Source organism: Bradyrhizobium sp. 137, assembly GCF_023074095.1.
Lineage (GTDB): Bacteria > Pseudomonadota > Alphaproteobacteria > Rhizobiales > Xanthobacteraceae > Bradyrhizobium.
In genome coordinates this window covers 312089-331095 of sequence record NZ_JADPKU010000053.1, presented here as the reverse complement: position 1 = coordinate 331095, position 19007 = coordinate 312089, and the positions used below count along the sequence as shown (strand labels likewise).

The window sequence follows — 19007 nt, the reverse complement described above, 5'->3', positions numbered from 1 at the left end:
AGAATCCCCATGAACATCCGTTCCAACCCCGACAAGACCGTCCCCGCCGTCACCACGGGTCCCCTTCCCTCCTCGCGAAAAATCTTCGCGACGCCCGACGCCGCGCCCGACCTGCGCGTGCCCCTGCGCGAGATCATCCTCTCCGAAGGCGCCGGCGAGCCGAACCTGCCGGTCTACGACACCTCGGGTCCCTACACCGACCCGAGCGTGACCATCGACGTCAACGCCGGCCTTGCGCGCAACCGCAAGCAATGGGTGCTGGAGCGCGGCGGCGTCGAAGAATATGACGGGCGCCAGATCAAGCCGGAGGACAATGGCAGCGTCTCCACCGACAAGGCCGCGCGCGCCTTCTCGGCCTATCACAAGCCGCTGCGCGGCCTTCCCGGCCACAAGATCACGCAGCTCGAATTCGCCCGCGCCGGCATCATCACCAAGGAGATGATCTACGTCGCCGCCCGCGAAAATCTCGGGCGCAAACAACAGCTCGAGCGCGCGGAAGCCGCGCTCGCCGACGGCGAGAGCTTTGGCGCATCGGTGCCAGCCTTCATCACGCCGGAGTTCGTGCGCGACGAGATCGCGCGCGGCCGCGCCATCATCCCCTGCAACATCAATCATTCCGAGCTCGAGCCGATGATCATCGGCCGCAACTTCCTGACCAAGATCAACGCCAATATCGGCAACTCGGCGGTGACTTCTTCGGTCGAGGAAGAGGTCGAGAAGATGGTGTGGGCGATCCGCTGGGGCGCCGACACCGTGATGGACCTCTCGACCGGACGCAACATCCACACCACGCGCGAATGGATCTTGCGCAACTCGCCGGTGCCGATCGGCACCGTGCCGATCTACCAGGCGCTGGAGAAGTGCAACGGCGATCCCGTGAAGCTGACCTGGGAGCTCTACAAGGACACCTTGATCGAGCAGTGCGAGCAGGGCGTCGACTACTTCACCATCCACGCCGGCGTGCGCCTGCAATATATCCACCTCACCGCCAGCCGCGTCACCGGCATCGTCAGCCGCGGCGGTTCGATCATGGCGAAGTGGTGCCTGGCGCATCATAAGGAGAGCTTCCTCTACACGCATTTCGACGAAATCTGCGACCTCATGCGCAAGTATGACGTCTCGTTCTCGCTTGGCGACGGCCTGCGCCCGGGCTCGATCGCGGATGCCAACGACCGCGCGCAGTTTGCCGAGCTGGAGACGCTCGGCGAATTGACGAAGATCGCGTGGGACAAGGGCTGCCAGGTCATGATCGAAGGCCCCGGCCACGTGCCGATGCACAAGATCAAGATCAACATGGACAAGCAGCTCAAGGAGTGCGGCGAGGCGCCATTCTACACGCTTGGACCGCTGACCACCGACATCGCGCCAGGCTACGACCACATCACCTCAGGCATCGGCGCTGCCATGATCGGCTGGTTCGGCTGCGCCATGCTCTGCTACGTCACGCCGAAGGAGCATCTCGGCCTGCCCGACCGCAACGACGTCAAGACCGGCGTCATCACCTACAAGATCGCCGCCCATGCCGCCGACCTCGCCAAGGGCCACCCCGCCGCGCAACTGCGCGACGACGCCCTCTCCCGCGCGAGATTCGAATTCCGCTGGACCGACCAATTCAACCTCGGCCTCGATCCGGACACCGCAAAGAGCTTCCACGACGAGACCCTGCCCAAGGAAGCCCACAAGGTCGCGCATTTCTGCTCGATGTGCGGTCCAAAATTCTGCTCGATGAAGATCACCCAGGACGTGCGGGATTACGCGGCGACGCTGAACGATCCGAACTCGGTGGGCATGTCGATGGCCGGCACCGTCGAAGACGGCATGAAGCAGATGAGCGAGAAGTTCAAGGAGATGGGATCGAGCGTATATTTGGATGCGGAGAAGGTGAAGGAGAGCAATCGGGTGTTGTAATTCTCCGCTCGTTATGCGCGGGCTTGCTCGAGCATCCATCAGGAGCGAGAAGCCGGGCGAAAGCTCGGCTTCTTTTTAGAGCGCAGCGTAGCCAGGGTGACATCCGGGATTGACAGCGGCCCGGACGCCGCTGACGCTCTGTAGGCTACAACGCAAAAATTGGCCGATTTGCCCACCCCTACCCTCCACCGCCTCCCCGACCAGCTCCGTCTCAACCTCCGCCTCGTCTTCGTCGGCACCGCCGCTTCTACGCGCTCGGCTGAACTCGGGCATTACTACGCCCATCCCGGCAACCGCTTCTGGCGCGCGATCCATGAGGCCGGGATCACGCCGCGGCGCTATCAGCCGAGCGAGTTTGCGGCGCTGATCGAACTCGGGATCGGCTTCACCGATCTCTCCAAGTCGGGAGCCGGGATGGATCACCAGATCGCGGCGGAGACGATCGACGTGCCGGGGTTTTGGGCGAAAATCGAAACGTATCGGCCGAGGACGATTGCGTTCACGAGCAAGAAGGCGGCGAGCTTGTTCTATGGCCGGCCGTCGGCTGCGATTGCGCTGGGGCGACAACCGCGCGATGCCAGCCTGCCGGAGGTCTTCGTGCTTCCCTCGCCGTCCGGTGCGGCGTCCGGGCATTGGACGATCGAGCCGTGGCGCGAGCTGGCGGCGTGGATCGATCGCGCGCACTGAATAGTTTCCTCGCGGAACGCCTCCGCTCTCGTGTCCCGGGCAAGCGGAGCGCAGACCCGGGACCCAGAGGCTCCGGTACGGATCCGCCATGGGCCCCGGCTCTGCAGCGCATCACGCCGCAAAAAGCGGCGCGCTGCACCGCGTCCGGGGCACGCCGCCACTCGCCTTGCGCTAGCCTGTCGGAAACTGCGTCGGTCGTTCGTCCTCTGGAAACAGACCACCCCGGAGCCTACGCATGCCCCCCACCATCACCGCCTTCGAAAACTCCCCCGACCGCGGCCGGGGGCACGCGCGCGACATGCGGGTGCGCTGGGCGCTGGAGGAGGTCGGCCAGCCCTACGATGTGCGTCTTGTTTCATTCGAGGCGATGAAGGCGCCGGCGCACCTTGCGCTGCATCCGTTCGGGCAGATCCCGACCTATGAGGACGGCGATCTCGCGCTGTTCGAGTCCGGCGCGATCGTGCTCCATATCGCCGAGCGCCATGATGGCTTGCTGCCGAAGGATGCGAATGCGCGGAGCCGTGCGATCGCGTGGATGTTTGCCGCACTCAGCACGGTGGAGCCGCCGATCGTCGAGCTCGCCATTGCGATGCTGTTCGAGCGCGACAAGAGCTGGTACGCGGAGCGCCTGCCCATGCTCCAGGACCGCGTCCGTGGCAGGCTCGGCGAATTGGCCCGCCACCTCGGCAGTGCCGACTGGCTCGACGGCGCGTTCAGCGCCGGCGATCTCATGATGGTGACGGTGCTGCGCAGGCTGAACACATCGGGCCTGCTGGACGAGTATCCTGCCGTTGCCGCCTATGTCGCCCGCGGCGAGGCGCGGCCGGCTTTCAGGCGGGCGTTCGATGCGCAGCTTGCGGTGTTCAACGCCGCGTCGCGACCGTAGGGTCGGCAAAGCGAAAGCGTGCCACCAACTGTTTTGTATTGTTCTGACACCAATGGTGGGCACGGCGCTTGCGCGCCTTCCACCCAGGGCACCTCGCCTACCGCATCGTGATCGCAAGCCCGCTGAGATCTGCATTCGCCATCAACCCGACCTGCTGGCCGGTCAATTCCAGCACCGCGCCCTTCTGGTTGGTCAGCACGATGGCACGGGCGCCGCGGCCGACGGCAAGGCCGGCACCGGCGGCGCCGTAGACGCCAGCCACATCCGAGGGACGGTTGATGTTGGAGACCCGGCCGCGCAGTACGGTTTTCGAGCCGCCGAACACGAGGCCGTAATCGAGGCCGCCGGTGGAGAGCCCATAGGTGCGGCCGCGGAAGCTGAGCACGCCGCTGCCGCCCGAGGCGCCGATGATCCAGCCCGCCTTGTAGATCGTCAGCGTCACGAAGCCGCTGCCGGCCCGTGCCGCAGTCGCAAGGCCAGCCAGGGCGATGATGGCGACCAGCGCGGCGCGGAAGGTGGATGCGAACTTCATGGGTGTCTCCGGGGGGCTATTTTTCAGGGGGATCGAATCAGACGCGACAAATCTATCCGATCGATCGCGGCGGCAACATGATGGGGGCAGACGTGACGTGCAAGATGCAGCAGCGCATCCAACTGTCATCGCCCGCGCAGTCGGGCGATCCCAGTATTCCAGAAGCGGTCATGGTTGCGTCGAGAGGCCGCGGCGTACTGGACGCGCCGGTCCCGGCTCCGCCAAGGCTACGCCGGGGCCTCAAGGGTGCTCGGCCGCCGAAGCTTTAGCGAAGGCGGCAAGCCGGGGCATGACGGTGGAGTTTGAAGCTACAGCGCATTGTCGCCATGATGCCATTCTGCCAGTGTTTTGCCCGACGGGTCAATGATTATTTCGGACTTACCGAACACGTTGACACGTCTCGGCTTTTCTACTGTGCATGGGGTTGTTTTCGCATATTTTGTTTTGAGCGGCCCCGGCCTGCCGCTACGCTCCTGAAACACGAGAACACCGACCGAGGTGATCCCATGCCGATCCAGCATTTCGCGCCCCCGCCGCACGTCAAGGCCCCGCCGCTGTCCTTTGCCACGCGCGTCGGCGACCTCCTGTTCGTCTCCGGCATTCCCGGCTTCGATGCCAATGGCGCGCTGCCCGATGGGTTCGAGGCGCAGTTCGCCAACGTCGTCGTCAACATCAGACGCGTGCTCGACGAGGCCGGCGCGACCATCCGCGACCTCGCCAAGGTCAACGTGCTCCTGACCCGCGCCGCGGACGTCGCCGCCATGAACGCGCTCTATGCCGGCGCCTTCGGCCCGCCGCCCTACCCCGCGCGCACAACTTGCGTGGTGCAGGCGCTGCCCGATCCGAAGATGCTGATCGAGATCGAAGCGGTGGCATCGCTGTCGAAGTGAGCCGCACGAAGTGCGTGTGACTTGCCGGGCACGCGGCCAAACCAAATGCCCGGCGCTGTCTGACATGTCCGTGAACGGCCGTTCCCCGGCTTGCCAAGAACCTGCTTTTACCGCACGAATTTTCGCGTCACACACTTCCCCCACAAGGAGATACTTCATGCGTCGCGCACTCGCGCTCTGTGCCGTTGCCGGCATCGCTTCTTCCGTGTTCGCCGTGCCCGCTTCGGCGAAGGCCGGCTATTACGTGATCCGCTGGGACAACACCGGCATCTGCCAGGTCTGGAACGAGGACCTGCAATACAAGCCGTTCCAGTTCGGCGTGTCGACCTACAAGGTCGTCAGCAAGCCGCTGCCGACCTTCCAGGCCGCCTCCGACCTCCAGATCAAGCTGCGCTCGGAGCGCCGCTGCACGCTCTGAAGCTGACGCAACGGACCGGGTTTGAAGGGCGGATCGCACAGGCGATCCGCCCTTTTCTTTTCGGAAGAGGGCTCGCGTTTTCCGGGCCAAATTCACGCATTTTCCCGCGTGTCCGCTTTGAACCCGATCGGCCCGCGGACCTACTCACATCTTGTCCGGGGCGTATGCCAAAAACGTCCCGCACCGCCCCTCCCCGTCATTGTCGGGAGGCGCATCCCATCTTTCATTTTGAGGAGCTGATCATGCATCGTATTTCCGTGCTCTGCGCAGCCGTCGGTCTTGCCGTCACTGCGTTCGTCGCTGCGAGCCCTGCCGAGGCCGGCTATCACCTGATCCGCTGGCAGGACACCGGCTTCTGCCAGATCTGGGACGAGAGCATCCCGACCATGCCCTGGCCTTCCGACTATGCCCGCGTCAGCGCGACCGTCCCGACGTTCGGCGATGCGTTGATGGTGAAAGATCAGGCGCTCAGGAACGGCCATTGCACCTGGTAACGATTCGATCGGCGGACGAAGAGCCGTGCAAGGACGCCAGCGTTCTTGCCCGGCCGTTTTTTTGCGTGAACGTGAGCTGACCCGCTCTCAAGCGTCCTTGTGTGCACCCGGATGAATCAGGATGTCGCGCGCGGCGGCGAGGTCGATGAAGGCTTGCGCGCTGCCGCCATGGTCGGGATGCATGTCCTTGGCGGCGCGACGATAGGCCCGGTTGATGTCCTCGCAAGTGAGCTGCACGGCGAGCGGCAGGCCGAGAACCTTGCGGGCGCGATCCTCGCGCGACAGCTTCTTCGGCATGGCATTGCGGCGACCGAAGCGCGGAGCGGTCAGATCATGAATGACATCGAGGACCACGCCGACGCGGCGCTGGGCCGCCAGCGTGACGCTGTGATCGTCATTGTCCGCGGCCTGGCGCAGCACCGGCAGCGCCTGCTCCGCCGCCTGGCGCAGCGTGACGTCGCTGCTCATCCGCGCGATCTCGGCCACTAAGCGGCCCGCCTCGGCCCAATCGGCAGACTGCGCCGACCGCAGGCGCTCAAGCGCCAGTTTCCACGATTCAAGCCGTTCCATCATGCGCGCAACGTTTAGCAATCAAGATCAATATGCCAAGGTCGCCGTTTCCGACCCCTTAATTTCGAGTTAGGTTTTCGTGAAACTTCGCAAAGAAATCGGGAGGAAACTGTCATGGCATTGCTCGCAAACCACATCGCCGTGGTCACCGGCGCCGGTTCCGGCATCGGCCGGGCGATTGCGGCCGGCTACGCGCGGGAAGGCGCGCAAGTGGTGCTGCTCGACGTCAATGCCGACACGGTGGCGGAGGCCGCGCAGGAGATCCGCAAAGCTGGGGGCAAGGCCGAGAGCTTTGCGCTGGACGTGACCAGGCGCGAGGATTGCTTCGCGCTGGCACAGCAAATCGCCGACAAGGTCGGGCAGGTCTCGATCCTCGTCAACAATGCCGGCATCACCCGCCGCAACGCCTTCACCGCCGAGACGGAGACGGTGGCCAAGGATTGGAACGACATTATCTCACTCAATCTCAACGGCGTCTTCAACATGACGCAGGCGTTCCTCGCGCCCTTGCGCGCGAGCAAGGGCCGCATCGTCAATATCGGTTCGATCCAGTCCTTCGTGCATCTGCGCACGCCGAGCTCGGCGGCCTATACCACCTCGAAACACGGCGTGCTCGGCTTCACCAAAGCGCTCGCGGTCGAGCTCGGCAAGGAAGGCGTGCGCGTCAACGCGATCGGGCCCGGCTTCATCGAGACCAACATCAACGCCAATGTGCGCGCGACCAATCCGGCGCTGGTGCAGGCCTTCGTCGATCACACCCCGCTGGCGCGCACCGGCAAGCCCGAGGACATCGTGGGACCGGCAATCTTCTTGGCCTCGGATCTGTCGGCCTTTGTCACGGGAACGATCGTGATGGTGGACGGCGGATATCGGACGGTGTGAACGAGGGATACGCGCTGTCACCGCCCGCGCAGGCGGGCGATCCAGTATTCCAGAGAGTCTGATGTCTCACGAGGTGCCGCGGGGTACTGGATCGTCCGCTTTCGCGGACGATGACACGGTATGTGACGCGAGATCGACCCGCATCAGCTCCCATCCCGCGCCAATCGCGGCGGCTTCGCGGCATTGCTGAGGTCAATTGGTGCGATCGTCCACGGTTAACCTTTCGTTAACCAAACCCGACCACCGTACATCTACGGCTTGGGGGTCGTTTGTTCTCGATCCGCTTCCAATGATGGAAGCGGGCGTTGATCGGGGAGTATGTTGATGACCACTGTTCATGTCGCCGCGTCCCAGCCGGGCGCGCAATTCCTTGCACCCAACCAGATCGTTCCGTTGCTGATCGGCGCGACCGTCGACGAGGTCGAGCGCGAGCTCGTGCTCCAGACCCTGGCGCGCTGCGACGGCAACCGCACGCGTGCCTCGCGCGTGCTCGGCCTGTCGGTGCGCACGCTGCGCAACAAGATCCGGCTCTATGCCGCCTCCGGAATCGACGTGCCCGCCTATCAGGATTAGCGCGCGGTGCCGATTGATGTTGGCCGATCCCGTGCGAGACGCGGGCGGAATTGCTGCTGTCGTCAAACGCCGCTAAGTAGCTTGCTTCCGTGACAGGAGCAGCGGCGTGGCAGACGATCAGGGACGACGGCAGGGACCTCAGGGACCGCGCGGGCGGCAGGGTGAGCCGGGACGGCCGGGACCACAGGGTCATCCGGGCCGGCGCGGCCCCGACGGCGCGCGCGGCAAGCCGGGTCCGCAAGGCAAGCCGGGGCCGATCGGAAAGGCCGGACCGCCAGGCAAGCCCGGTCCGCAAGGCAAGCAAGGCGAAGCCGGTCCGCGCGGACCGGCCGGCGCGCAGGGGCCTGTCGGACCGCAGGGGCCGGCGGGGCCGCAGGGCCCGCGTGGCGAGGCCGGACCGCCCGGCCAATTGCCGTCGATCGAACAGGTGCTGCCGTGGCTCGAGCAACTCTTCGACGCCTGGGACGAACGCCGCCGCCAGCGCGAGCGTGAAGCCGCCGAGCGTGAGGCGCTGGAGGCCGCCGTGCAGGAGCCCGACGAGCCGATCGCCGATGACGGAAGCGACGACGAAGAAGAGGTCGATAGGAAAAAGAAGAAAAAGAAGAAGCACGGCAGCAAGGGTTAGCAGACGAGCCTAGTCCTTGTTTTCGCGTCGCGGCAGCATGCCCATGCGCTCGAACTGCCAGCGCATGGCGCGATACCAGAGATAGCCCACTGCGGCGCCGCACAGGGCGAGGATGATCATGTTCATGCTCGAGAAGGAGCCGCCCCACCACATCATCCAGGCAGTCCACAGCACTGTGAGGACGATGGCACCTGCTTTCAGAGGAAGAAGGGGGCGGCTCATGATCCTGCTCCGGGCTGTCAAAATCCCGGCGGTGATCATCGCGCAGTAGGATTCTTGCTTCCGTGAGCCAGATCACGGAATGGGCTATCGGGAAAACCTATCCGAACCGCAGCCGCGAGCGCTCCTTTGCCTTTTCCGCCTCGACCTCGCGGTCGCGCGCCGGCGCATGGGTGTGCAGCGAGGCCAACAGCCGCCGCGCCGCCTCCGAGACTTCCGCCACCGCGCGCTCGAACACCTCCTCATTGGCCTGCGACGGCTTGTTGAAGCCGGACAGCTTTCGCACGAACTGGAGCGCGCTGGCGTGGATCTCGTCCTCCGTCGCCGGTGGTTCGAAGTTGAACAGCGTCTTGATGTTGCGGCACATGCAGTCTCTCCGGATATATCCCCCAGGACGGTCGTCAACGGCGAAATCCTACATCCTTCCCCGCACTTCTGTTAAGTTCCGTGGCAACGCGGCCGCCCAATACGTGCCGCATGGGGAGAGAAACATGAAGGCTTCTTGCGCGGCCTTGTCGGCCGTTCTGCTTTCCATCTCAACGTCAGCATGGGCAGCCGACTATCCGGCGCCGAACCAAGGCGACTGGATCGCCAGGGAGTTCAAGTTCCACACCGGCGAGACCATGCCGGAGCTGAAGCTGCACTACACCACCGTCGGCGAGCCGAGCGGACAGCCCGTGCTGGTGCTGCACGGAACAGGCGGCTCGGGCGCGAGCATGCTGTCGCCCGCCTTTGCCGGCGAGCTGTTCGGCGCCGGGCAACCGCTCGATGCCTCCAAATACTACATCATCATTCCCGACAGCATCGGCCATGGCAAATCATCAAAGCCGTCCGACGGCCTGAAGACGAGATTTCCGAAGTACAATTACGACGACATGGTCGAGGCGCAACATCGCCTGGTGACGGAGGGCCCCGGCATCAAGCATCTGCGGCTCGTCATCGGCAATTCGATGGGCGGCATGCACACTTGGCTGTGGGGCGGAAAAATTCCCGAGCGCGATGGACGCGCTGATCCCGATGGCCTCGCAGCCGACCGAGATGGCCTCCCGCAACTGGATGCTGCGGCGGATCATGCTCGACACCATCCGCAACGATCCCGATTACAATGGCGGCAATTACACCAGCCAGCCGCGCATGATGAAATACGCCATCACGGCCTATGGCATCGCCAGCATCGGCGGCACGCTGGCCTATCAGCAGCAGGCGCCGACAGCAGCGAAGGCCGACAAGATCGTCGACGATCGGCTCGCGACGCCGATCACTGCGGATGCCAACGACTTCGTTTATCAGTGGGAGTCCTCGCATGACTACAATGCCGGGGAGAAGCTGGAGCAAATCGAAGCCCCGCTGCTTCTGATCAATTCCGCCGACGACGAGCGCAACCCACCCGAGACTGGCATTACGGACGCTGCGATGAAGCGGGTCAAGAACGGCCGACTCTTCCTGATCCCAGCGAGCACTGAGACGCGCGGCCACGGCACCACCGGCAATGCGAAATTCTACAGCGAGCAAATCAGGCAATTTCTGCAGACGGCGCCGCAGCGGACGATGTAGGAGCGCCACACGCGCCCTCATCTCGCAAGGCAACATATGCAGCGCCTCGACGCCGCATATGATTTGAGCAATGCATTGCGCTGACAGCTCGGTTAATCGCGCCGACGATACGAATCGACGCGCGGGACAATCGCGCCTTTCGTCGGCGGATGCGGTTTAGCGGTATGGATTTCGTTGGCTGGAGGCGCCTGATCGGGTAGCTTGAGGGAAACCAGAAGCGGAGGCATGCCGTTGACCGATCTTTGCGCCGAAGACCTCGCCACCATCTATGCCAAGCCATCGCCGCGCGTCATTGCGAAAGCGCGGCCCGCGATCGATGCGCATGCGAAGAAATTCATCGAGATGTCGCCGTTCTGCGTGCTCGCGACATCGGGAGCGGACGGCAGCGTCGACGCTTCGCCCCGCGGCGGCGGCATCGGCTTCGTCCACGTTGCCGGTCCGAACCAGCTGTTGATGCCCGACCGCTCCGGCAACAACCGGATCGACAGTTTTCGCAACGTCGTCGAAGGCTCGGGCTTCGTGCACCTGTTGTTCTTCGTACCAGGGATCGACGAGACGCTGCGCGTCGGCGGACGCGGCACGTTATCGGCTGATCCGGATCTGCTTGCCTCGATGGTGGAATTCGGCAAGCCGCCGCGCGCGGTACTGAACGTCGCCGTCAGCGAGTCTATTTCCACTGCGGCAAGGCGCTGATGCGCTCGAAGCTATGGTCACCGGAGAAGGTGCAGCGCTCGGTGATGCCGAGCATCGTCGAAATCATCCACGAGCAGACCAGCCTCGGTGAGCCGCAGAGTCAGGAGATCGTGGAGGAGCTCTACAAGACGCAGCTGTAGCTGGCGCAACCGGTGTCGTCCCGGCGAAGGCCGGGACGACAGTGGGGAATGCAGCGCTAACGCGCCAGATTAATGCCCCTCGCCTTCGAGCCCGCCGACGTGCTTCTGCGTGTAGAGTTCGATGCCAATACGGCCGATCAGGTCGAGCTGGGTTTCGAGGAAATCGATGTGATGCTCCTCGTCGCTCATCAGCTTCTCGAACAGGTCACGCGTGACGTAGTCCTTGACGCCATGGCAGTAGGTCGCCGCTTCCTGGTAGAGCGCCCGGGCGCTCATCTCGGCGGCGAGGTCGCACTCGATGATCTCCTTGACGTTCTGGCCGATGCGCAAGGGATCGAGCACCTGCATGTTCGGAAAGCCGTCGAAGAACAGAATGCGCGCGGTGAGCTTGTCGGCATGCTCCATCTCCTCGATCGACTCCTTGCGCCAGACCTTGGCCATGTCCAGCAGGCCCCAATTGTCGAGGAAACGGTAATGCAGCCAATACTGGTTGATCGCAGTCAGTTCGTGACGCAGTGCCTTATTGAGATATTCGATGACCTTTGCGTCGCCCTGCATGGTTCACTCCAGCTCTTGCAGTCCAAATCGGCCCTAAACCGAATTTAGAATGCTTCTAAATGAGTTTGCGGGCGAGGGCAACCGGCTAGTGGGCACGCAGCCGGGGGAAAAGCTCAGCAGACCATATGGAAGGTTTCAGCAGGCTGCGAGCGCGAACTGAGCGGGTTCGACCGTCTCGTCATTGGCGGCCACAGTGTGGCTGTGCGGACAGCCGGCACAGCAGGATTGGGCACAAGGGCCAAGCGCTTCGTCGATGATGGTTTTGATGGTCCGGGCACAGCGGCCGCATTCGGCGTTACAGCCGAGGCACCCATAAACCTGCTTGGCATGGCGCACGGCGTCGTCGGACTCGGCGACGGCGGCGCGGATGTCGTCATCGCTCAGCACGTTACAAGAACAAACGATCATGGAAGCGGCAGGCCCTTCGGTGATGCGTCAACATCGATATTTAAGGGGGCGGCCGGATGCAAAAGGAAAAATCGGAATTTGAAGCTATTCCAAACTGGCTCGCAAGGGCTAGAACGGCTCTAAAATAGGGCGTTGCGCTGGATCAAGATTGCAGCGGACCTAGTCGCCGCCACCGCCTCCCCCGCCATCGCTGCCGCCCCCGCAATCCCCGCCGCTGCCGCCGCCATCGCTGCTGGAACAGCTGCCGCCGTCAGTCGAGCTCCCCGAACTGTCACTGGAAAACCAGCTTCCCAGCGAGAAGCCGTCGCTCGTCCCCGAGTAGCTATCGCCGCTGCTACTGCCTCCATCGCTAGCGGCTGCTGCGCGGGACCGGCGTCCGCGGTTTTGGAGATATGTGATCCAGCCGTAGCCGATCGCGAAGACGATCCCGGCCGCAATCAATGCATTTGCCAACGCGTTGCTCATCATCGCCTCGGAGCTGCGGTCCATACTAATTGGTCGTACCCCGCAAGGGCGCCGTTCATTGATCATTCAAGCGAAGTATGGAACTCTGCCCCCAAAGAGTTCCGCATGATTGCGCGAAAGGTCAAGCCAATGAAGAAGTCGCTCGTGGCAGCCGCTGCCATCGTCACTCTGGCCCTGACGGCCGGAGCACCCGCCCATGCGCAACGCGGCGTCGCTGCGGGCGTGGCGGCCGGGATCATCGGCGGCGCCCTTGTCGGCGGCGCGCTGGCGTCTCCGTATTATTACGGACCGAGCCCGGGCTATTACGAGCCCGGCTACTATCCGCCCCGCTACTACGCTCCGGGCCCGGGCTATGTCGCCGACGATTATTACGGCGGCGGGTGTGTCTGGCAGAAGCAGCGCTTCTGGGACGGCTACGCTTGGCGCGCCCGCCGCGTCAGGGTCTGCGGCTGAGTCGCCGTGAACCGGTTCATTACGGAGGCGCCGTTCATCTTGGAGCCTGAAAAAGACCGCTTTTTCTCGTCACAGCTCCGTGTGCGTTTACCGTGGATTGACCATTTGCGCGCTTCCTAGCCCAACGGTCAATTCCATCAGAGTGTGCGTGAACCTTTGAAACCCGGGCGCCTCTAACAAGGTGAGCCCATCTCCCAGGAGAGCCCTGAGCATGAAGAAGACTTTAGTTGCTGCCCTCACGGTTGCGACAGTCGCCGGTTCGCTGGTGACCGCGACACCGTCCGCGAAGGCGCATGATGGCGTCGGCGCCGGCATCGCGGCCGGCCTGATCGGCGGCGCGATCGTCGGCGGCGCCATCGCGTCGAGCCGTCCCGCCTATGGCGGCCCCGTTTACGTGGCTGAGCCCCCGCCGCCCGCACCCTGCTACTGGCGGCGTGAGCGGTATTGGGACGGCTACGGCTGGGTCGTCCGCCCGGTCCGCGTCTGCTACTGATCCGATCGCGTGGCGCTCAGACGCGCCGCGAACGAAGCCCGGCCGAGCATCTCGGCCGGGCTTTTTCTTTTGCTGCGCTATCGCGCAGCCTGGATCGAGCGCAGCACCTCTTCGTTCGGCCAGCAATCGACCTTGAGGCCCGCCGACTTCTGATAGGCGCCGAGCGCGGCGCGGGTCTGCATGCCCGCCTTGCCGTCGATCTTGTCCTTGTAGAGCCCGATGCGCGTGAGACCGCGCTGCATGGTCTCGACGTCCTTGGTGCGCAACTGCTTCGAAGCTGACCAGGGCGTTGCGAAAGGCAGCGGGCTGGTCATGCGGTCACTGAGATGGCCGACGAACAGCACGTAGAGATCGGAGAAATTGTACTCCTTGATGACGAAGTAGTTCTTCGTGGTCAGGAACGACGGGCCGTAGATCCCTTCGGGCTGGAGCAACGAGGCCGGCTGCGCCTGCTCGGCCGCGCTGAGTTTCTGCCCGCGCACCGGCACGAAGCCTTCGCGCAGCCACTGGCCGATCGGCTTCGTCACCTCGGGCACGCCGGTGGTGCAATCGAGCTTGGCCGGCGCCTGCACCTCGTAGGCCCAGCGCACGCCACTTTGCCAGCCCTTGTTGACGAGTTGCTGCGCGGCGGACGCCAGCGCATCCGGCACCGAATGCCAGATATCGATGCGGCCGTCGCCGTCGAAATCGACCCCGTGCTTGTAATATTCGGACGGCAGGAACTGAGTGAGGCCGGTCGCACCGGCCCAGGACGAGCGCATGTCCTTGCGCGTCACCACGCCCTCGCCGAGGATCTTCAGCGAGAGGATGAACTCGTTGCGGTACTGATCCTTGCGGCGTCCGACATAGGCCTGTGTCGCCAGCACGCGGACGAGATCGTAAGGCAGCGTGTAGCGGCCGTAATCGGTCTCGCGGCCCCAGATCGCGAGCATGACGGTCGCAGGTACACCGGATTTCTTTTCGATCTCGGTCAGCGCGGTGCGATATTTTTGCAGCAGCCGCTGCCCCTCGCCTGCAAGCCGTGCGATCGAGGCTTCCTTGACGTAGTCGGCGGGCACCTGCACGAACTCGGCCTGCGACGGCGCACCGGTGGCGGGCCGCCCCGGCAGGATCAGATCGGGCAGCTTGTAGTCGGGCTCGAGCCCGCGCGTCTGTTCCTCGAAGGTCGCGCGCGAGACGCCGGCGGCCTGCGCCTCGGGCCACAGCGAGGCGACGAACTGTGTGAAAGCTGCGTCGGCGGCGCGGGCGGGCGACAGGCCACAAGTGACAGTGATCACCGCAGCGATGAGCGCCCGCCACATCATGCCGAAATCACCGCGTCAGCTTCTTGTACTTCACGCGGTGCGGAATGATGCTGTCCTGGCCGAGTCGGCGCATCTTGTCCTTCTCGTAATCCTGGAAGTTGCCCTCGAACCATTCGACATGGCTGTCGCCCTCGAACGCGAGGATGTGCGTCGCGATGCGGTCGAGGAACCAGCGATCGTGGCTGATGATGACAGCGCAGCCAGCGAAATCCTCCAGCGCCTCTTCGAGCGCGCGTAGCGTATCGACGTCGAGGTCGTTGGTCGGTTCGTCGAGCAGCAGCACGTTGGCGCCGGACTTGAGCATCTTGGCGAGGTGCACGCGGTTGCGCTCTCCGCCGGAGAGTGCGCCGACCTTCTTCTGCTGGTCGGCACCCTTGAAGTTGAACGCCGAGCAATAGCCGCGCGAGTTCACTTCCTTCTTGCCGAGCAGGATCAATTCGTTGCCGCCGGAGATCTCCTCCCACACGGTCTTCTTGCCGTCGAGCGCATCGCGCGACTGATCGACATAGCCAAGATGCACGGTCTCGCCGACCGTGATCGTGCCGGAGTCCGGGTTCTCCTGGCCCGTGATCATCCTGAACAAAGTGGTTTTGCCGGCGCCGTTGGGACCGATGACGCCGACGATACCACCTGGCGGCAGCTTGAACGTGAGGTCGTCGATCAGGAGACGATCGCCGAAGCCTTTGCTGAGCCCCTCGAAATCGACCACGTTGGCGCCGAGCCGCTCGGCAACCGGGATGATGATCTGTGCGGTCTGGGTCTGCTTCTCGCTCGCCTTCTTGAGTAGCTCCTCATAGCGCTGGTAGCGCGCCTTTGACTTGGCCTGGCGCGCCTTCGGCGAGGAGGCGACCCATTCCTGCTCGCGAGCGAGCGTCTTCTGATGCGCGGCGTCCTCGCGGCCTTCCTGCTCGAGGCGCTTCTGCTTCTGCACCAGCCAGGACGAGTAATTGCCCTCATAGGGAATGCCGCGGCCGCGGTCGAGCTCGAGGATCCAACCCGTCACGTTGTCGAGGAAATAGCGGTCGTGGGTGACGATCAGGATCGCGCCGGGATAATTGCGCAAATGCCCTTCGAGCCACGACACGGACTCGGCATCGAGATGGTTGGTCGGTTCGTCCAGCAGCAACAGCTCGGGCTGGTCGAGCAGCAGCTTGCATAGCGCGACGCGGCGGCGCTCACCGCCGGAGAGTTTCGTCACATCGGCATCGTCGGGCGGGCAGCGCAGCGCGTCCATAGCCTGGTCGACCTTGCTGTCGAGATCCCAGAGGCCCTGGGCCTCGATCTCGTCCTGGAGCTTGGTCATCTCGTCCGCGGTCTCGTCCGAATAATTGACCGCGAGTTCGTTGTAACGGTCGAGAATCGCCTTCTGCTTGGCGACGCCCTGCATGACGTTCTCGCGCACAGAAAGCTTGGGATCGAGCTGCGGCTCCTGCTCGAGATAGCCGACGCGGGCGCCTTCGGCGACCCAGGCCTCACCGGTGTATTCCTTGTCGAGGCCGGCCATGATCTTGAGCAGGGTCGACTTGCCCGAGCCGTTGACGCCGAGCACGCCGATCTTGGCGTCCGGGTAGAAGCTCAGATGAACGTTATCGAGCACCTTCCGGGTCGGGTAGCTCTTGGTCAGGCCCTGCATGAAATAGATGAACTGGCGCGCCATCGGTCCCGTGAAACCTTCGATTTGAGGAAATTTGCTGCCGCCGATGTAGCGATCCCGCCCCCAAAGGGCAATGTTTTCCGTCCCTTCACTACGGTTGAATACGGAACGGACACCATCCGGCCACCGATCCGGACAATTGAAACCATCTTTTAATAAATCAGGCCAAAGCTCGGTGTCGCGCGGAAACAGCGCCACCCGCTCAGAATGAACGGGGAGCACAGCGAGACAGCGTCATGGCCATGATCGAGACCAACTCTCTCCCCGGTCCGGCAGACGCCGGGCACGTCTCCAGATTCGTTTCGGAGATCCAGAGCTTCTGGAAGCGCTTCTTCGCCACCGCCTTCAACCCGTACCGGCCGGAATTGCACTACATGCGCGGCCCCGGCCCGGCCTGGCGCGCCAAGCACGGCATGGACGCGCCGTTCCGCCTGAAGCCCCGCGACCTCTGAGCCCGCCCCTATCGGATTTTTTGAAGACGCCAGCTGCTTGCGCGCAGGCATAATTGCGCGCAACCATGGCCCGGCTCCGACGAGGGCGCCCCCCCGATCGCGCCGTCACCTCTCGCCATGGATGAATGCTGATGACGCGGCTGCGCTGTGCAATTCTCGACGATTATTTCAACCTCGCCCTCGACGTCGCCGACTGGCCAAAGCTCTCCGACCGCGTCGACGTCACCGTGTTCAGCCACCCATTTGCGTCCGAGCAGGCCGCGGCGAGCGCGCTGGCCGACTTCGAGATCATCTGCGCCATGCGCGAGCGCACGGCATTTCCGAAGAGCCTGTTCGACAAGCTGCCGAAGCTGAAGCTGCTCTTGACCTCCGGCATGCGCAACGCCGCCATCGACATGGAGGCCGCGAAGGTGCGTGGCGTCGCCATCGGCGGCACGCAATATTCGCGCGATCCGACCGCCCCGCTCGCCATGGGCCTGATCCTGGAACTGACCCGCGGCATCGGCCGCGAGAATGCGCGCATGCATGCCGGCGGGTTCTGGCAGACCTTTGCCGGCATCGAGATCGAGGGACTGACGCTCGGCATCGTCGGGCTCGGCAAGCTCGGCAGCAAGATGGCAGGGATCGCCAAGGCGTTCGGCATGAACGTGATCGCCTGGAGCCCGAACCTGACGCCGGAGAAGTGCAAGGAGGCCGGCGTCGGCTACGCCAGCAAGGATGAGCTGTTCGCGAAAGCCGACATCGTCACCATCCATGTGGTGCTGAGCGAGCGCTCGCGCGGGCTGGTCGGCCGCGCCGATCTCGCGCGGATGAAGCCGACCGCCTTCCTCGTCAACACCGCGCGCGGGCCGATCGTGGACGAGCAGGCGCTGCTCGAGGCCTTGCAGCAGAGGAAGATCGCAGGCGCCGGCTTGGATGTGTTCTCGGTCGAGCCGCTGCCGATCGATCATCCCTTCCGCAAGCTCGACAACCTCGTGTTGACGCCGCATCTCGGCTACGCCACTGCGGACGGCCTGCGCATCCATTACGGCCAGATGGTCGAGGCGATCGACGCCTTCACCAGGGGCGGCGAACTGCCGCGCAAGCTGGCCTGAAACGCCATGAAATCGGGATGATCATCGCTCGCTGCAAGCGTTGTTGAGCATGATCTCAGGCCGCCGAGCGCTGGCCGGCGGAAGAGCTTGCGGCGTCGGCAAAGCCATCACGCCAGGACGGGTGTGCCGGCAGCCAAGCCAGTTCGCGCTTGGCCTTGGCGTTGGAGGCGCCGCGCACCTCGGTCATCATCGCCGTCATATGCTCGCCCGCAAGCAGCCGCCCGAGCCATGCGGGCACGTGAAGCGGCGGCTTAGCACCGAGCAATTCGGCGAGCGCCGGCAGCCAGTCCCTGACCAGGGCCGGACGGTCGTCGACGATGTTGTAGATCTCGCCTGCGCGTCCGCGCTCGATGGCGGCGACCGTCGCAGAGGCGGCATCTTCGGTGTGAATGAATGACCAGTAGCCACCGCCATTGCCGATCACCGGCACGCGACGGCGACGAAGCTGCTCTCTCATCTGCGGCGACAGCGTGCCGGTGTCCGGGCCATAGAAGAATCCATAACGCAGCACGATCCCTTCGGGCCTAGTCGATGCCAGCACCGCACGCTCCAGATACTGGATCGCTTCCAGGGTGCGGCGAAGTTCCTGCGGCGGATTGGGGTCAAGCTGATCCGCTTCTGTCTTGATCGCTCCCCCGTCGCGGCTGAAGGTCCAACCGCAGAAGCTCTGGGCAATGAAGCGCTTGGCGCCGGCCTCGCGCGCGGCCGCGAGCAGAATGTCGGTTCCGCGAGTGCGCAACTCGTTGGTTCTCGCGAACGCGCGATCGAAATGCCGCAGGTCGGTAGCTGCGGCGAGATCGGTCATCTCATGGATGACCACGTCCGGCCGTGCCGCCTTTACGGCCGCGCGCATGCTCCCCGCATCGAGACCATCAGCAACGACGGATTCGGCACCAAGCTCCTCGAGAAGGCCGGCCTTCGCGGCGCTCCGGGTTGAGGCGATGACAGAATGACCGGTGGCGACAAGGAGGGGGACGAGCTTGCGACCGACGGCACCGGTGGCGCCCGCAACAAAGATTCGCATCTTGTGTTTCTCGCATTCGTGGCAACCAGCC

General features: G+C 64.1%; 23 protein-coding genes and 2 pseudogenes. 15 read left to right on the top strand and 10 right to left on the bottom strand.

The window, feature by feature from the left end; all coding sequences use genetic code 11:
• Positions 1-9 precede the first annotated feature (9 nt).
• The 3 genes from thiC (at position 10) to IVA78_RS15470 (ending at position 3481) form a co-directional block, all read left to right on the top strand.
• Positions 10-1908 (top strand): phosphomethylpyrimidine synthase ThiC, encoded by a 1899-nt coding sequence (gene thiC / locus IVA78_RS15480; protein WP_247466238.1) that lies wholly within the window; start codon positions 10-12, stop codon positions 1906-1908.
• Between the two features lie 168 nt (positions 1909-2076).
• Entirely contained in the window at positions 2077-2595 is a 519-nt protein-coding gene (locus IVA78_RS15475; protein ID WP_247466235.1) for a mismatch-specific DNA-glycosylase, read from the top strand.
• Positions 2596-2830: 235 nt separating this feature from the next.
• Positions 2831-3481 carry a glutathione S-transferase family protein gene (locus tag IVA78_RS15470; protein ID WP_247466233.1) on the top strand — a complete coding sequence of 217 codons (651 nt, stop codon included), beginning with the start codon at positions 2831-2833 and terminating at the stop codon, positions 3479-3481.
• A 97-nt stretch (positions 3482-3578) separates the two neighbouring features.
• On the opposite strand, the gene IVA78_RS15465 is transcribed toward IVA78_RS15470, so the two are convergent.
• Positions 3579-4013, bottom strand: a complete 435-nt coding sequence (locus tag IVA78_RS15465; RefSeq protein ID WP_247466230.1) for a hypothetical protein — start codon at positions 4011-4013, stop codon at positions 3579-3581.
• Between the two features lie 506 nt (positions 4014-4519).
• On the opposite strand from IVA78_RS15465, the gene IVA78_RS15460 reads away from it, so the two are divergent.
• The 3 genes from IVA78_RS15460 (at position 4520) to IVA78_RS15450 (ending at position 5815) form a co-directional block, all read left to right on the top strand.
• Entirely contained in the window at positions 4520-4903 is a 384-nt protein-coding gene (locus tag IVA78_RS15460) for a RidA family protein (RefSeq protein ID WP_247466227.1), read from the top strand.
• 157 nt (positions 4904-5060) lie between these two features.
• Positions 5061-5321, top strand: a complete 261-nt coding sequence (locus IVA78_RS15455; protein WP_247278415.1) for a hypothetical protein — start codon at positions 5061-5063, stop codon at positions 5319-5321.
• 242 nt (positions 5322-5563) lie between these two features.
• Positions 5564-5815 carry a hypothetical protein gene (locus IVA78_RS15450; protein ID WP_247278414.1) on the top strand — a complete coding sequence of 84 codons (252 nt, stop codon included), beginning with the start codon at positions 5564-5566 and terminating at the stop codon, positions 5813-5815.
• Positions 5816-5902: 87 nt separating this feature from the next.
• Here IVA78_RS15450 and IVA78_RS15445 read toward each other — a convergent pair whose 3' ends face one another.
• Positions 5903-6388: a J domain-containing protein gene (locus IVA78_RS15445; protein ID WP_247466225.1), complete on the bottom strand. Its 486-nt coding sequence runs from the start codon at positions 6386-6388 to the stop codon at positions 5903-5905.
• Positions 6389-6499: 111 nt separating this feature from the next.
• Between IVA78_RS15445 and fabG the strand changes: the two genes are divergently transcribed.
• The 3 genes from fabG to IVA78_RS15430 all read left to right on the top strand — a co-directional run bounded on the left by fabG (position 6500) and on the right by IVA78_RS15430 (position 8465).
• A complete protein-coding gene (fabG, locus tag IVA78_RS15440; protein ID WP_247278412.1) occupies positions 6500-7267 on the top strand; it encodes a 3-oxoacyl-ACP reductase FabG in 768 nt (255 codons plus the stop codon).
• Between the two features lie 324 nt (positions 7268-7591).
• Positions 7592-7840 carry a helix-turn-helix domain-containing protein gene (locus tag IVA78_RS15435; RefSeq protein ID WP_247466222.1) on the top strand — a complete coding sequence of 83 codons (249 nt, stop codon included), beginning with the start codon at positions 7592-7594 and terminating at the stop codon, positions 7838-7840.
• 106 nt (positions 7841-7946) lie between these two features.
• A complete protein-coding gene (locus IVA78_RS15430) occupies positions 7947-8465 on the top strand; it encodes a collagen-like protein (protein ID WP_247466219.1) in 519 nt (172 codons plus the stop codon).
• A 9-nt stretch (positions 8466-8474) separates the two neighbouring features.
• On the opposite strand, the gene IVA78_RS15425 is transcribed toward IVA78_RS15430, so the two are convergent.
• Positions 8475-8687, bottom strand: coding sequence for a hypothetical protein (locus IVA78_RS15425; RefSeq protein ID WP_247466216.1), 213 nt, complete (start codon positions 8685-8687; stop codon positions 8475-8477).
• A 97-nt stretch (positions 8688-8784) separates the two neighbouring features.
• Positions 8785-9051: a DUF2277 domain-containing protein gene (locus IVA78_RS15420; protein WP_247278408.1), complete on the bottom strand. Its 267-nt coding sequence runs from the start codon at positions 9049-9051 to the stop codon at positions 8785-8787.
• Positions 9052-9175: 124 nt separating this feature from the next.
• On the opposite strand from IVA78_RS15420, the pseudogene IVA78_RS15415 reads away from it, so the two are divergent.
• Together IVA78_RS15415 and IVA78_RS15410 are read left to right on the top strand one after the other, a co-directional pair.
• Positions 9176-10238: pseudogene (locus IVA78_RS15415) on the top strand (alpha/beta fold hydrolase).
• 231 nt (positions 10239-10469) lie between these two features.
• Positions 10470-11071: pseudogene (locus IVA78_RS15410) on the top strand (MSMEG_1061 family FMN-dependent PPOX-type flavoprotein).
• A gap of 69 nt (positions 11072-11140) precedes the next feature.
• On the opposite strand, the gene bfr reads toward IVA78_RS15410, so the two are convergent.
• From bfr to IVA78_RS15395, 3 genes are all read right to left on the bottom strand, one after another.
• Complete coding sequence (bfr, locus tag IVA78_RS15405) at positions 11141-11629, bottom strand: bacterioferritin (RefSeq protein ID WP_247278406.1); 489 nt, start codon at positions 11627-11629, stop codon at positions 11141-11143.
• 135 nt (positions 11630-11764) lie between these two features.
• On the bottom strand, positions 11765-12037 hold the full coding sequence (locus IVA78_RS15400) for a (2Fe-2S)-binding protein (protein WP_247278405.1): 273 nt from the start codon (positions 12035-12037) through the stop codon (positions 11765-11767).
• Positions 12038-12196: 159 nt separating this feature from the next.
• Positions 12197-12505 (bottom strand): hypothetical protein, encoded by a 309-nt coding sequence (locus tag IVA78_RS15395; RefSeq protein ID WP_247466503.1) that lies wholly within the window; start codon positions 12503-12505, stop codon positions 12197-12199.
• A 126-nt stretch (positions 12506-12631) separates the two neighbouring features.
• Between IVA78_RS15395 and IVA78_RS15390 the strand changes: the two genes are divergently transcribed.
• Together IVA78_RS15390 and IVA78_RS15385 are read left to right on the top strand one after the other, a co-directional pair.
• Positions 12632-12955 (top strand): hypothetical protein, encoded by a 324-nt coding sequence (locus tag IVA78_RS15390; RefSeq protein ID WP_247466500.1) that lies wholly within the window; start codon positions 12632-12634, stop codon positions 12953-12955.
• Positions 12956-13166: 211 nt separating this feature from the next.
• Positions 13167-13448, top strand: a complete 282-nt coding sequence (locus IVA78_RS15385) for a hypothetical protein (RefSeq protein WP_247278404.1) — start codon at positions 13167-13169, stop codon at positions 13446-13448.
• Positions 13449-13525: 77 nt separating this feature from the next.
• Here IVA78_RS15385 and IVA78_RS15380 read toward each other — a convergent pair whose 3' ends face one another.
• Entirely contained in the window at positions 13526-14752 is a 1227-nt protein-coding gene (locus IVA78_RS15380) for a lytic murein transglycosylase (RefSeq protein ID WP_247466214.1), read from the bottom strand.
• Positions 14753-14759: 7 nt separating this feature from the next.
• The gene (gene ettA, locus IVA78_RS15375) at positions 14760-16409 is read right to left on the bottom strand and encodes an energy-dependent translational throttle protein EttA (protein WP_247466211.1); all 1650 of its coding nucleotides are present in this window, start codon (positions 16407-16409) and stop codon (positions 14760-14762) included.
• Positions 16410-16642: 233 nt separating this feature from the next.
• Here ettA and IVA78_RS15370 point away from each other — a divergent pair, with 233 nt between their 5' ends.
• Together IVA78_RS15370 and IVA78_RS15365 are read left to right on the top strand one after the other, a co-directional pair.
• Positions 16643-16858 carry a hypothetical protein gene (locus IVA78_RS15370; RefSeq protein ID WP_247466208.1) on the top strand — a complete coding sequence of 72 codons (216 nt, stop codon included), beginning with the start codon at positions 16643-16645 and terminating at the stop codon, positions 16856-16858.
• A gap of 131 nt (positions 16859-16989) precedes the next feature.
• A complete protein-coding gene (locus IVA78_RS15365; RefSeq protein ID WP_247466205.1) occupies positions 16990-17952 on the top strand; it encodes a D-2-hydroxyacid dehydrogenase family protein in 963 nt (320 codons plus the stop codon).
• 55 nt (positions 17953-18007) lie between these two features.
• Here IVA78_RS15365 and IVA78_RS15360 read toward each other — a convergent pair whose 3' ends face one another.
• A complete protein-coding gene (locus IVA78_RS15360; protein ID WP_247466202.1) occupies positions 18008-18976 on the bottom strand; it encodes an NAD-dependent epimerase/dehydratase family protein in 969 nt (322 codons plus the stop codon).
• Between the last annotated feature and the right edge of the window lie 31 nt (positions 18977-19007).